Source organism: Hornefia porci (assembly GCF_001940235.1).
Taxonomy (GTDB): domain Bacteria; phylum Bacillota; class Clostridia; order Peptostreptococcales; family Anaerovoracaceae; genus Aminicella; species Aminicella porci.
Window position 1 is genome coordinate 2,616,720 of the sequence record NZ_MJIE01000001.1, and the last position, 12,591, is coordinate 2,629,310.

General features: G+C 53.4%; 11 protein-coding genes. 9 read left to right on the forward strand and 2 right to left on the reverse strand.

The features are described from left to right. The first annotated feature begins 96 nt into the window (after positions 1–96). The 3 genes from BHK98_RS12105 to BHK98_RS12115 are packed head-to-tail and all read left to right on the forward strand — an operon-like array spanning position 97 to position 4,986. Complete coding sequence (locus BHK98_RS12105) at positions 97–1,026, forward strand: alpha/beta fold hydrolase (RefSeq protein WP_075714555.1); 930 nt, start codon at positions 97–99, stop codon at positions 1,024–1,026. Positions 1,027–1,039: 13 nt separating this feature from the next. Beyond that, a complete protein-coding gene (locus BHK98_RS12110; protein ID WP_075714557.1) occupies positions 1,040–2,200 on the forward strand; it encodes an exonuclease SbcCD subunit D in 1,161 nt (386 codons plus the stop codon). Beyond that, positions 2,197–4,986, forward strand: a complete 2,790-nt coding sequence (locus BHK98_RS12115; RefSeq protein ID WP_075714559.1) for an AAA family ATPase — start codon at positions 2,197–2,199, stop codon at positions 4,984–4,986. The genes BHK98_RS12110 and BHK98_RS12115 overlap by 4 nt, the downstream gene beginning before the upstream one ends. A gap of 18 nt (positions 4,987–5,004) precedes the next feature. Here BHK98_RS12115 and BHK98_RS12120 read toward each other — a convergent pair whose 3' ends face one another. After that, the gene (locus tag BHK98_RS12120; protein WP_075714561.1) at positions 5,005–5,283 is read right to left on the reverse strand and encodes a hypothetical protein; all 279 of its coding nucleotides are present in this window, start codon (positions 5,281–5,283) and stop codon (positions 5,005–5,007) included. A gap of 663 nt (positions 5,284–5,946) precedes the next feature. Between BHK98_RS12120 and BHK98_RS12130 the strand changes: the two genes are divergently transcribed. The 6 genes from BHK98_RS12130 (at position 5,947) to BHK98_RS12155 (ending at position 11,693) form a co-directional block, all read left to right on the forward strand. Next, complete coding sequence (locus BHK98_RS12130) at positions 5,947–6,135, forward strand: excinuclease ATPase subunit (protein WP_075714565.1); 189 nt, start codon at positions 5,947–5,949, stop codon at positions 6,133–6,135. Between the two features lie 84 nt (positions 6,136–6,219). Next, a complete protein-coding gene (locus BHK98_RS12135) occupies positions 6,220–7,587 on the forward strand; it encodes a sigma-54 interaction domain-containing protein (RefSeq protein WP_075714567.1) in 1,368 nt (455 codons plus the stop codon). 272 nt (positions 7,588–7,859) lie between these two features. Beyond that, positions 7,860–8,786: a 3-hydroxyacyl-CoA dehydrogenase family protein gene (locus BHK98_RS12140; protein WP_075714569.1), complete on the forward strand. Its 927-nt coding sequence runs from the start codon at positions 7,860–7,862 to the stop codon at positions 8,784–8,786. Positions 8,787–8,951: 165 nt separating this feature from the next. Then, a complete protein-coding gene (locus BHK98_RS12145; RefSeq protein ID WP_075714571.1) occupies positions 8,952–9,803 on the forward strand; it encodes a beta-keto acid cleavage family enzyme in 852 nt (283 codons plus the stop codon). A gap of 123 nt (positions 9,804–9,926) precedes the next feature. Next, positions 9,927–11,303, forward strand: a complete 1,377-nt coding sequence (locus tag BHK98_RS12150; RefSeq protein ID WP_075714573.1) for a short-chain fatty acid transporter — start codon at positions 9,927–9,929, stop codon at positions 11,301–11,303. Positions 11,304–11,333: 30 nt separating this feature from the next. Beyond that, positions 11,334–11,693, forward strand: coding sequence for a hypothetical protein (locus BHK98_RS12155; RefSeq protein ID WP_075714575.1), 360 nt, complete (start codon positions 11,334–11,336; stop codon positions 11,691–11,693). On the opposite strand, the gene BHK98_RS12160 is transcribed toward BHK98_RS12155, so the two are convergent. After that, positions 11,686–12,567 (reverse strand): SHOCT domain-containing protein, encoded by an 882-nt coding sequence (locus BHK98_RS12160; protein ID WP_075714577.1) that lies wholly within the window; start codon positions 12,565–12,567, stop codon positions 11,686–11,688. The genes BHK98_RS12155 and BHK98_RS12160 overlap by 8 nt on opposite strands. Between the last annotated feature and the right edge of the window lie 24 nt (positions 12,568–12,591).

A 12,591-nucleotide genomic window follows, 5' to 3' on the forward strand; every position in this document is an offset into this window, starting at 1 on the left:
AGCGCCCGGAAACAGGCGGTGAACACCTCGGAAACAGGAGGCGGGTCCCGGTGCGAAGGCGGGCGATGGGCGGACGGACACGGGAGGAAGAACTGAATGAAAGAAAAGTTTGAGTTTCTGTCAACGGATGAAAAGACAGTTCTCCGGGGGGTTAAATGGATTCCGGACGGAGGCGCGGTGAAAGCGGTGATTCAGATCACCCACGGTATGCAGGAGTTTATCGACCGTTATGACGGGTTTGCCGCCTGTCTGGCGGAGCACGGTTATCTGACGGCGGGCTACGACCAGCTGGGCCACGGCGCTTCAGCGGAAACGCCGGAGGACTGGGGATATATCGGAAAAGAACCGTGCAGTCTCCTGCTCGGCGATATGCACCGTGCCAGAGGCCTGCTTTGCGGAGAATACCCGGACGTCCCGTATTTTATGCTGGGACACAGCATGGGGTCTTACGAGCTCCGGTGCTACATTGCGGAGCACGGAGACGGGCTGGCCGGAGCGGCGATCGTCGGCACGGGTTTTGTGCCTGAGAAGGAAACAAAGAAAGCCCGGCGGGTCGTGAAAGCCATGGCCGCGGTGCGGGGCTGGCGCTTCCGGAGCCGGATGCTGCAGAAAATGACCTTTGCGGGACCGTACCGGCAGTTTGACCTGACCGGAGAAAATCCGGAGAACAGCTGGCTGACCGGGGATCCGGAAATTGTACGCCGTTATTACAGTGATCCCAGATGCACTTTTGTGTTTACGCTGAACGGATACCTGGGGCTCTTTGACGCAGTGAGCGGTTCCTGTGACCCGGAAAGCGTGCAGAGGGTTTCCACGGAGCTTCCGGTGCTCATCGCCTCCGGCGAGGATGATCCTGTGGGCGATATGGGCGACGGCGTGCTTCAGGTTTACCGCATGTTCCGGGATCACGGAATGAAGGATCTGACCTGCCACATCTACGACGGAGATCGCCATGAAATTCTGAATGAAACGGACAGAGACAAAGTATGGGCCGATTTTCTGCGCTGGTTCGACCGGCACTGCTGAGGAAGGAACCGATATGAAACTGATTCATTTATCCGATCTTCATCTGGGAAAACAGGTAAACGGATTTTCCATGATAGACGATCAGAAGCACATTCTGAAGGAAATTCTGCGTGTGATCGATGAGGAAGCGCCTGACGCTGTTCTGATCGCCGGAGACATATACGACAAGCCGCTGCCGGCTGTCGAGGCGGTGAAGCTCCTCGACAGTTTTCTTTCTGCGCTGATGAACCGCCGGCTTCCGGTTTTTCTGATAAGCGGAAATCACGATTCCGCAGAACGTCTGGCGTTTGGCTCGGGCATCATGAAAAACGAAGGCCTGTACATTGCGCCGGCCTATGACGGAACGGTGAGGCCCGTTACCCTTCAGGATGCGTGGGGCGAGGTGCGGATTTACATGCTCCCGTTCATCAAGCCGGTCCATATGAGAGCGGTGCTCCGGAGCATGGATCGGGAGCAGGAGGAGATTGATGCGGTTGTCTCCTATACGGATGCGGTCCGGGCGGCGATCCGGGAGATGCATATTGATCCCGCCGCGCGGAATGTGCTGATCACTCATCAGTTCATCACCGGAGCAGACACGTCCGATTCGGAGGAGCGGACCGTAGGAGGTGCGGACAATGTGGATGCGGCAGTTTTCCGGGATTTCGATTACGTGGCGCTGGGCCATATTCACCGTCCGCAATATGTGGAGCGCGAGACGGTCCGATATTGCGGAACGCCTTTGAAATACTCCTTTTCAGAGGCCGGACACGAGAAGTCGGTCACGGTTGCGGAGCTGGGGAACAAAGGAGAATTCTCCTGGCGCGCGGTGCCGCTCGTCCCGCTTCACGACATGCGCGAAATACGCGGAACCTATGATGAACTGACGCTGAAGCAGAATTATGAGAATACAGAGACTGAGGATTATGTTCACGTTACCCTGACGGATGAGGAGGAAATACTCGAGGCTGTGGCCCGAATGAGAACCATATATCCGAACCTGATGCGTCTGGATTATGATAATCAGAGAACCCGCGCATCCGACGAGCTGCAGGCTGCGGAAGAGACGGAGCAGAAAACGCCTCTGGAGCTTTTCGGTGAACTGTTTGAGATGCAGAACGGAAAAATGATGACGATGCGGCAGATGCAGTATGCCGGAAGGGTAATAGAAGAAGTCTGGGAGGAAGAACAATGAGACCACTGAAGCTCACCATGTCTGCCTTCGGCCCTTATGCGGGGGAAACGGAGCTTGACCTCGCGGCGCTGGGAACGGGCGGACTTTATCTGATTACCGGTGAGACGGGCGCCGGAAAGACCACGATTTTCGATGCGATTTCCTATGCTTTGTATGATGCTCCCAGCGGAGAGGACAGAAGCCGTGAAATGCTCCGGTCCAAATACGCCCGGGAGGACACGAAGACCTTTGTGGAGCTGGAATTCCTTTGTAAAGGAAAACGCTACTCTGTTCGCAGGAGTCCGTCCTATCTGAGGAAAAAGGCCCGGGGCGAGGGAATGACCAGGCAGGATCCGGCTGTCGAACTGATTCTTCCGGACGGGAGGGCTCCCCTGACAAAAAACCGCGAAGTCGAGGAGGAAATCAGGAAAATCATCGGCGTGGACCGCGGACAGTTTGCCCGGATCGCCATGATCGCGCAGGGAGACTTTCGTCAGGTGCTGACGGCGTCAACGGAAGAACGCAGAGCGATTTTCCGCGATCTGTTCGGCACGGCTCCCTATGAGAAGGTACAGAAAAGGCTCAGTGCGGATGCTAATGAGCTCCGACAAAGATGGAGGGACGAGCTCAGAGGAATGAAACAGTATTGCAGCGAGATTTACTGTGCTGCAGAGAGCATTTACGCCTCGGAGACAGAACGGGTCAGGAAAGGGGAATTGACAGCGGAGGCAGTTGATGCTCTGCTGGACCGGCTTTTGTCAGAGGATGAGCGGGCGGACGAAAAACTGAGCGGGGAGCGGCGGAAGGCTGAGGAAAAACTTCGGGCGGTGGAAAGCGCGCTGAAGACGGCAGATGAGCTGCGGGAGAAGAAGCGGAATCTGAGCCGGAAGGAGGCGGATCACGCAAAGGCGTCTGAGAGTGTGGAACAGGCGGAAGCGGCGTGTACAAAGGCTTCTGAGGAGGAGCGGCAGGGCCGTCGCCTGGGAGAGCGCGCGGCTCTCATCAGGAATGGAATCGGCCGCTACGAGGAACTCGACCGTCTGAAGGAAAAATCGGAGGATTTATCTTCTGAGACAGGAAAGAGGGAGCAGAGGCTGACTGAACAAAAAACGGCCCGGGCGGAGGCTGCGGAAACGCTGAAATCTCTGAAGGAGGAGAACACTGCGCTGAAGGACGCGGGCGTCAGCCTGGAGCAGAAGCTGAACGGGCAGAAGGAGCTGCAAAGGGAGACAGAAGAACTGCAGCAGCTTCTGCAGCAGATCCGGGAGCACGATGAGATTGCCGGGAGGTATCGTGACGCGCAGGAGAGATACAGAGTCTGCCGGGATGAGCACCGGAACGCGGAGAACGCATATCGGAATGCAAATCGGGCGTATCTGGACGAGCAGGCCGGGATTCTCGCGGAAACGCTGAAGGAGGGGGTTCCCTGTCCGGTGTGCGGCGCTGTGGAGCATCCGAAGCCGGCGCGGAAATCTGACGGTGCTCCGGATAAGGAAATGCTGGAGCATCTGCGCCGGGAGCTGACGCGGTCACAGGAGGAGCTTGAGAGTGCCAGCGGCCGGGCAGGTGAAATCGGCGGTACGCTTTCCGAAATGAAGAAAAAGCTGGCGGACCGGATAGAGGCGCACTTCGGTTCCCCGGGTTCAGGAGAAGGTGATCCGGAGCCGGGGAAGATGAAAGCCAGGGTGAGTTCCCGTCTGGGGCAGATGACGGAAGAACTTTCGCAATTGGAAGAGGAAATTGAACGGGAGCGGAAACGAAGCCGCCGGAAGGAGGAGATTGAACAGCAGATTCCGGTGCTTGAGAAGGAACTCGCGGACAGGGATCGGAAAATTGCGGATGAAGCCTCATGGCTTGCATCTGCCTCTGCACAGAGGGAAGCCCTCGGCAGCCGTATCGAGTCGCTGCGGGAACAGCTTGAATTCCCGGGAAGGAAGGAAGCGGAACAGGAAATCGACAGACTGGAGAAGGAAGGCGCACGGCTGGAAAAGGCGAAGGAAGACGCGGATGCGGCCAGAGAACAGGCGCAGAACCGGCTCAGAAGACTGGAGGGAGAACTCGGTACGCTGAGGGAGCAGATCCGTGAAACGCCGGCTCCTGACGAGGAACTGCTGCATACAAAAAAAGATGAACTTCAGGCAGCGCTGAGTTCCTTAGATGAAGCGCAGAAGGAGATCCGCGCACGTGCGTCCGGCAACCGGAGAGTGCAGGAAAGACTTTGTGAAAACAAAGAAACGCTGAAGCGTACGGAAGAAGAGCTTGAGGTGGTGGGAGTTCTGGCGGATACGGCTTCCGGAACGCTGAGCGGCAGGCCCAAGCTTATGCTGGAGACCTATGTGCAGTCGGCGTATTTCGACCGGATTATCGGCCGGGCCAACGTCCGGTTCCTGCGCATGACGCGGGGGCAGTATGAGCTGCGCCGCCGGAAGGAGGCAGACCAGAACCGCAGTCAGTCCGGCCTGGAGCTGGATGTTCTGGATCATTACAATAACAGTCTGAGAGACGTCCGGACCCTGTCCGGCGGGGAATCCTTCATGGCGTCACTGTCACTGGCGCTGGGCCTCTCCGATGAAATCCAGGCCAGCGCCGGCGGGATCCGTCTGGACAGTATGTATGTGGATGAAGGGTTCGGCACGCTGGACGACGAGGCGCTGACACAGGCGCTTGACGCACTGGCGTCCCTGGCAGAAAGCGATCGCCTGGTGGGAATCATATCTCATGTGGAGGGACTCGCGGAAAGAATCGACCGTCAGATTGTCATTCACAAGAGCAGGCAGGGCGGAAGCAGCGCAGAGCTGGTAGTGTGAACCGGACAGTGAAGCGCGCTATTTCGCCTTCACGATGAAATTCTTCAGAATGCCTCTGCGTCCGTAGTCGACTCTCAGCGTCGGGGCGAATTCCCTGACCTGCGGGGTAACGATAAAATGGACGTCCTCCACATCGGTGAGCTCGTCGCTGCCCCGGAGCTTATCCGGGTAGATATCAAAGGTATAACTGCAGCAGCCCGATTTCGTGAGGATCAGCCGGGGATATAATCCCTGTATCTCCAGCTCCCGGATCTTTTCGCGGGCGTTTTCCGTCAGTGTAATGTCGGTTTTACGCATAAAAACCTCCTTCGTTCTCAATACAAGTCCTGCCGCGGGATTCGACGGCAGAACAACCGTAACCGCCGCCGCAGAGGGATTCGGAAACGGCCGAATCCCGAAGAACAGGTCTGCACTGATTATATCACAGAAAAAACGGATAAAAAAGAGACCGCTGCATCATGCGACGGTCTCGCCTGATACAACGGCCCTGTGATTTCTCTCTGTTGCCGTTTAGCGGGCAGCAGCTCTGTTGACTGCATAGCTGAATGCTCCAGATACAACCAGTGCTCCGATGACTCCTGCTACCATTTCCATTACCTCCCGATTCAATACTCGACTTTGTTTAAATCCTTTATTTGCCTTGATTATAGTGCCGTTTGCCCGTTCTGTAAAACGGTAAACAGGAATGTTTGACATAAGAAACTGTAATATACAGAATTGAATAAAATGATTTTCTTATTGCTGTTAATTTCGGGCGAAGGCGTATCGCGTGACGCCCTCATACAGCCTTTTCGAGAGTGAACCGGAGAAATGAGCCCGAAACAGACCGGGTTGTTCTTGAATATTTGAAATCACTGCTCTATAATATCTTAGAAATGTCTTAGACAATGATTCAAGGCAGGGAATGATGTGAGTCAGGCAATGATGTAAATCATACGATGAAAGAAACAGGAGGAAATTATGACCTGGGGACCGAGTTTTATGTATTACCACTGTCCCGAATGCGGAATCAAGTTCAAATATGCGATTGACATGATCCCGGAATTCGGCGATGATTACGGGAAATGTCCGCGGTGCGGAGCGATGGGCGTTTATGAAAAGGACGGAGCCAGAACGCCGGACGATGCGGATTATGAAGAGGTGGAATGAGACGCGCGGATTGGGGGCGAAGAGCCCGACCGCCGGCAGATGTGTGCGCAGGATACGGCTGCCCCGTTCAGGGAGGATGGACAAATGGACGAGCATAGAATACTTGAAATCCTCAGAGACTATTACGAGGAGTCGATTTTCATAACAGACGACAAGGGAATCGTGGTTTTTGCCAATAAGGTCGCTGCGCGGCGTATAAATTCCGCAATTCCGGATATGGTTGGAAAAAATGTCCGGGAGCTCGTCAGGAACAGAGTATACGAATATTCCACTACGGAGGAAGCGATACGAACCGGAAGGACGGCGGTGGGGCGCATCGACGACAATGTTTTTTCCAACAGCGTTCCTGTATTTGACGGCGAGAGAAAGCTGGAATACGTTGTTACGAATAATATGAACCTTAAGCACAATCAGGAGTGGGCGAACATTATCGAGAGCAACAAGGCTGAGAACAGCAGACTCCGCCGCGAACTGGACTATATGCGGCTGAAGGACCAGCGTGTCGTAATCGCCAACAGCCCCATCATGAAGAATGTGCTGAAAATGGTGGAGGCGGTAGCTCCCACGGACAGCAGCGTCGTCATTCTGGGGCAGAGCGGAACGGGGAAGGATGTGATTTCCCAGCTGATTCATGAAAAATCCCATCGCTCGAATAAGTCCTATCTCAGCGTCAACTGTGCGGCCATGCCGGAGGCACTGCTGGAGAGCGAACTGTTCGGCTATGAATCAGGAGCCTTTACGGGAGCGAAATCCGGAGGTAAAATCGGCCTGTTTGAGGCGACTGACGGAGGGACTATTTTTCTGGATGAAATCGGAGAGATGTCGCTGCCGCTTCAGGCGAAACTGCTCCGCGTGCTGGAAAGCCATGACATACGCCGTATCGGCGGGATAGAGAACATTCATGTGGATGTCCGGGTCATCTGCGCAACCAACCGTGATCTGGAGAAGATGGTTGCGGAGGGAACCTTCCGTGAGGATCTGTATTACCGGCTCAGTGTCTTCACCATTCAGCTCCCGCCTCTGGCGGAGAGAAAGGAGGATATCCTCCCGATCGCCCAGATGTTTCTGGATCAGCTGAACCATAAATACGGGACAGATAAGGTGCTGGCGGACGTTACAAAGGATACGATGCTGAACTATTACTGGCCGGGAAATATCCGGGAGCTGAGAAATGTCGTGGAGCGAATCTACGTGATCAGCCAGGACAACAAGCTGTTTTTTACTCCGGTGCCGACGGCTGAATACGGAGAAAAGCCTACGGACAGACCGGCAGACAGAGCGGAGGAGCATGAGCCGGAACGTGAATTCGGAAGTCTGAAGGAGTATGTGGATTTCGCGGAGCGTCAGTACATCGACCGGATCATGGCTGACTGCGGCGGATCGGTTGGAAAGACTGCGGAACGGCTGGGAATTCACCGGAGCGTTCTGTATCGGAAGCTTCACAAAAAATAATCCGGGAAGTATTCAGAAGAATTTAAAGCAGAAGGCCATGTCGCAAATCAACAACATTTTTGGTTGTTAATTTGCGACATGTTGTATTTTTGCATCATCGAATAAACGCCGGATATGTGATGGAACGTTGAAATTTAAATGAAGTTTTTGTTGGCACGACTCATGCTATATACAGATATTGAAATTGATTTCCGGTGTGAACGGACACCGCGGGGACGGCAGCAGACCGGAATGAGATGAAAATAACACATGGGAACAGAAAGGAAGTTAACATGAGTTCTGTCAAAAATGTACTTGTATGCGGCGGGGGTCTGATGGGAAAGAACATCGCCTTTGTCGCCTCATCCGTTAAGGAGCATAATATCACGATTTATGATGTCAGACCGGTGGATGTGGAAGGTGGAATCCGCGAAACCATGAAACAGCTTGTGGAAGCGGGAGTCATCACGGAAGCGGAGCTGGACGAGCGCCTTTCCAGAATTCACTTCACTGAGGACATGGACAGCGACGGCGTTAAGAACGCGGATCTGGTTATCGAGGCAGTATTCGAGGACATGACGTTGAAGCAGGAGACCTTCGCCAAACTGGAGGAGCGCTGCAGACCGGACTGCATCTTCTGCACCAACAGTTCAGTAATGAGTCCTTCTGAAATCAGCAAGAACCTGAAGCACAGGGAGCGCTTTGTCGGCACACATTTCTGGAACCCGGGGCACCTGATCCCTCTTGTCGAGGTGGTGAGAACCGATGCGACCAGTGATGAGACGGCAGACACCGTGATGAAATTCATGAAGGACATCGGCAAGGAGCCCTGTCTCTGCAACAAGGATGTACCGGGCTTTATCGCGAACCGCCTGCAGCACGCCCTCTGGAGAGAAGCTATCTCTATCGTAGAGCACGGCATCGCTGATGCGCCGACCGTGGACAAAGCCATCAAGAACAGCTTCGGCCTGCGTCTGCCTCAGCTGGCGCCTCTGGAGAATTCCGACATGGTAGGAACCGATCTGACGTACAACATCCATAATTACGTGCTGAAGAGCATCGAGGACAGCCACGAGCCGTCGCCGCTCCTTACAAAGATGAAGGAAGAGGGCAAGATGGGCTTCAAGAGCGGCGAAGGGTTCTACAAATGGACGCCGGAGCAGATTAAGAAATGCAACGAGGATCTGAATGCATATCTGATCAAAATGCTCTATAAATAGTATCTGCTCATTAAGTCCCCGTCGGACTTAATGGCGCTGACAGCAGCTTTTCAGCAGCGCTGCGGCGCACAGCGCAATTGCAGAGCGCACCGGCAGATCACCGGACCTGATTTTGTAAATGTATTAAAGAATAGATAGATAAGAAATTGACGGGAGGAAAAGAAAATGGATAAGAGCTTAAAGAACAAACGCATCATCACAGCAGCAGTAACCGGAGCATGGCCGAAGAAGGAAAACAATCCGAATGTTCCCATGACGCCGGAGGAAATCTGCGAGGACGTATATGACTGCTGGCAGGCAGGCGCCGCCGTCGCCCATCTCCATATGAGAGACGACGAAGGAAACGGGACGATGGATCACAACAAGTTCAAGAAGACTGTTGACCTGATTCATGAGAAGCATCCTGACTGCGACATCATTCTGAATCTGACCACATCCGGCGACATCTACGCGACTGACGAGACCCGTATGGAGCACGTCAAGGAACTGAAGCCTGAAATGGCGTCCTATGACTGCGGCTCCATGAACTGGCTGAACAGCGGCCTGTTCCTGAACAGCCCGACTTTCCTGGAGAACCTGGGAAAGCTGTTCCAGGAGACCAATACCAAGCCGGAAATCGAAGCCTTTGACCCTGGCATGATCGCAAACGCCGCATACTATGTCAAGAAGGGCATCCTGAAGACTCCGCTTCACTTCCAGTTCTGCATGGGCTGTGCGAACGGAATCCCCGGAACAGTCAAGAATCTGGTATTCATGAAGGAAACCATGGATCAGCTGTGCCCGGGCTCTACATGGAGCACCTTCGGCGTAGGTCACAGCGCGATGGAAATCATGTACGCAGCCATTGCTCTGGGCGGAAACATCCGCGTAGGCATGGAGGACAATGTCATGTACGCGAAGGGACAGTTGGCGGACAGCAACAGACAGTTTGTCGAAAGAGCTGTAAGAGTGATTAAGGAGTACGGTCTCGAGGTTGCCACTCCGGATGAGGCACGCCAGATCCTCGGTCTGAAATAGTTCCGGACAATACGGCGACACGGTGACAGAAGTCATTCAGCTCACTGAGGCCTCCGGGTCTCAGTGAGTGATATAGACGTTATCATTATCAATTTATCAATAAGAGTTATGGAGGAAAAACCTATGCCTACTGCTGAAACATTAAACAAAGACAGAGGAAATATCTTCTGGAGAATATCAAAGAAGTTCCAGTTCGCGGCAGAAAAGATCATTCCGGACGCATTCGTATTCTGTATCGTTCTGGCTATCCTGACCTTTCTGCTCGGCTGGATATTCACTAAATCCACATTCCTGAACATGGTTCAGTACTGGTATGACGGATTCTGGACGCAGTCTGCGTTTGCTTTCCAGATGACGATCATGGTCGTTGTCTGTGCGACATTCGCGAAGGCTCCGTCTGTAAGAAAAGGACTTGACAAACTCGCGGGAATCGCGAAAACCCCGAAGGGCTGCATGGCGGTCATGATGATTTTCGGTTATGTCGCGTCCTTCATCAACTGGGCGTTCTGCACAGTCTGCACACCGATTCTGGCCATGCGTATGGCGAAGAATATGAAGGGCCTGCATTTCCCGATGATGGTTGCGGCCGGATATACGACCATGATCCTCGGACAGTGCATGGGACCGTCGGCTACAGTATACGCGATGGTAGCCGGAAAAGGTCACCAGTTTGAAAACATCATCGGCGTTCTGCCTCAGAACCTGACGACATACAACCCGATGAACGTGATCCTGTGGTTCATCCTGGCAATCGTCGTTATGATTGTGTCCATCATGACCGTTCCGCCGAAAAATGAAATCGTTGAGTTCCACGGAAATATCGCTGACGCGGATATCCAGCTGGAGGAGCCGGAAGAGATGACGCCGGCTGAGAGAATGAACAGCTCCCGCATCATCATGTACGTTGTCGGCGTGATCGGCATTGTGTATGCAGTGATGAGCTTTGCGACAAAGGGTTTCCTGGGTTCTCTGGATCTGAACTTCATGATCTTCCTGTTCATCACGTTGAACTGTTTCGCGTATAATACGCCGAGAAAATTCATCGCGGCACTGAAGGACTCCATGTCCCTCTCCACCGATGTTATGATTCAGTTCCCCTTCTACGGTGCGATCATGGGAATGATGACCATGTCCGGCTTCGGTCAGATCGTCATCGACGGAATGTCACACATTGCAACACAGGCAACGATGCCGCTCGTTACATACATTTCCGCATGTATCCTGAACCTGTTCATTCCTTCTCAGGGCGGTCAGATCATCGTACAGGGACCGATCATCCTGCCGCTCGGAAAGAGTCTGGGATGCTATATGCCTGATATTCTGAACGCCTTCGTCTACGGCGATGAAGCCACGAACCTGCTGCAGCCGCTGTATCTGATACCGGCTCTGGCAGTCGTCAACGTACCTCTGAAGAAGGTTTGGGGATATTGCGCATACATCTTCGTAATCATGTTTGTTATTACCTGCATCGGTCTGAGAGTTCTTCCGGGGCTGGTATAGGCGACAAAGGCAAACGGGATGTGATCTCGAATGAACGAACCGGCAAAGAAAAGCAAAGATGATAAATTAAAGGAGAACAATGAAATGAATGAAAAGGACAGCAAGAGAAAATCCCGCACTGAGCTGATGGAAGGACTGGTGATCCTGTATTTCGTAATCTGCCTCTTCATCGTGGCAATGGCGCAGCAGTATAAGTTCATGACTTATGGGCAGCTGTCGATCCTGTTCCTGCCGCTTCTGGTCGGATTCATCTTCTTCGAGATCCATCAGTATAAAAATCCTCAGGCGAAAAGACGCCCGTCACTGACAAGAACAGTGATTTCCTGCGGGCTGGTAAGCTTCATGATCGTGCTGACGGTTCTGTATAACACTGCAAACCTGTTCAGTTAGCGATGGAAAGGATTAATTCCTTCTTCTTCTGATATTCAGGCTCTGAAAGGATACCCGCCTTGTAAAGGGAATCCAGATTGGAGAGAAGCGCTGATACATCGGATTTTGTAAAATGCGGCGCTGCGTCCTCAGTGGAACATTCTGCTGGACGCGGCGCTGTTTTGCTGTGAAGCGTCCGCAGCCAGGCGCAGGCGTCAGAAACCGCGGAAAAGGACTTTTCCGCATGAACCTGCCAGATTCCGCTTCCGTGCTCATCCCGCTCGATGCCGGGATATTCCATTTCCATCACGGCTGTGATACGGCCGTAATGAAGGCGGATGACGGGACGCAGAAGCTCAGCGTCGCGGAAATTGAAATCATGCTCCGGATTCTCCCGGAAATACCGGCTGAAATACATTTTGCTGCTGGTTCCGAGATAACGGATATGGATGTTTCCGTCAGGAATGCTGAACTCGGTTTCGATAACCGGACTGGTCATGCCGATCTTGCCATAGGCGTTAGTGCCAGCGGTGGCAGCCTTTGTATAATCGTTGACTTTTATCTTCGCCTCGACGACGACAGAGTCGGCGGAAAAATCTTTTGTCTCTGCATGATCCCGGAAGAGCTCGCCTGCCCAGTCCGTCAGGGCGGAGGGATCTGTGTCCGGGGACAAAGGAAGGACGATGAAAGGATCTCTGTTCAGAAGTCCGCCGGCAGGTGCGTCAAGATCCGCTGCCAGAACGAGACTGCGGTCGCGGTCATCGGTTTCTCTGGAGCCATGCTGAATCAGACAGTCCGGACACCAGGACAGCGCGCGGATATTCCGGCGCGGAACAGTTTTCCTGCGGTTTATGACGAGCGCATTCTCGGTCAGCTCGATCTGGTTTCTTTTCATGTTGCACCTCCGATTATCAAATGT

Bases quoted from the DNA above. Each gene is read 5' to 3' on its own strand.
- BHK98_RS12105 (WP_075714555.1), top strand. From the start codon at position 97: ATGAAAGAAAAGTTTGAGTTTCTGTCAACGGATGAAAAGACAGTTCTC.
- BHK98_RS12110 (WP_075714557.1), top strand. From the start codon at position 1,040: ATGAAACTGATTCATTTATCCGATCTTCATCTGGGAAAACAGGTAAAC.
- BHK98_RS12115 (WP_075714559.1), top strand. From the start codon at position 2,197: ATGAGACCACTGAAGCTCACCATGTCTGCCTTCGGCCCTTATGCGGGG.
- BHK98_RS12120 (WP_075714561.1), bottom strand. From the start codon at position 5,283: ATGCGTAAAACCGACATTACACTGACGGAAAACGCCCGCGAAAAGATC.
- BHK98_RS12130 (WP_075714565.1), top strand. From the start codon at position 5,947: ATGACCTGGGGACCGAGTTTTATGTATTACCACTGTCCCGAATGCGGA.
- BHK98_RS12135 (WP_075714567.1), top strand. From the start codon at position 6,220: ATGGACGAGCATAGAATACTTGAAATCCTCAGAGACTATTACGAGGAG.
- BHK98_RS12140 (WP_075714569.1), top strand. From the start codon at position 7,860: ATGAGTTCTGTCAAAAATGTACTTGTATGCGGCGGGGGTCTGATGGGA.
- BHK98_RS12145 (WP_075714571.1), top strand. From the start codon at position 8,952: ATGGATAAGAGCTTAAAGAACAAACGCATCATCACAGCAGCAGTAACC.
- BHK98_RS12150 (WP_075714573.1), top strand. From the start codon at position 9,927: ATGCCTACTGCTGAAACATTAAACAAAGACAGAGGAAATATCTTCTGG.
- BHK98_RS12155 (WP_075714575.1), top strand. From the start codon at position 11,334: ATGAACGAACCGGCAAAGAAAAGCAAAGATGATAAATTAAAGGAGAAC.
- BHK98_RS12160 (WP_075714577.1), bottom strand. From the start codon at position 12,567: ATGAAAAGAAACCAGATCGAGCTGACCGAGAATGCGCTCGTCATAAAC.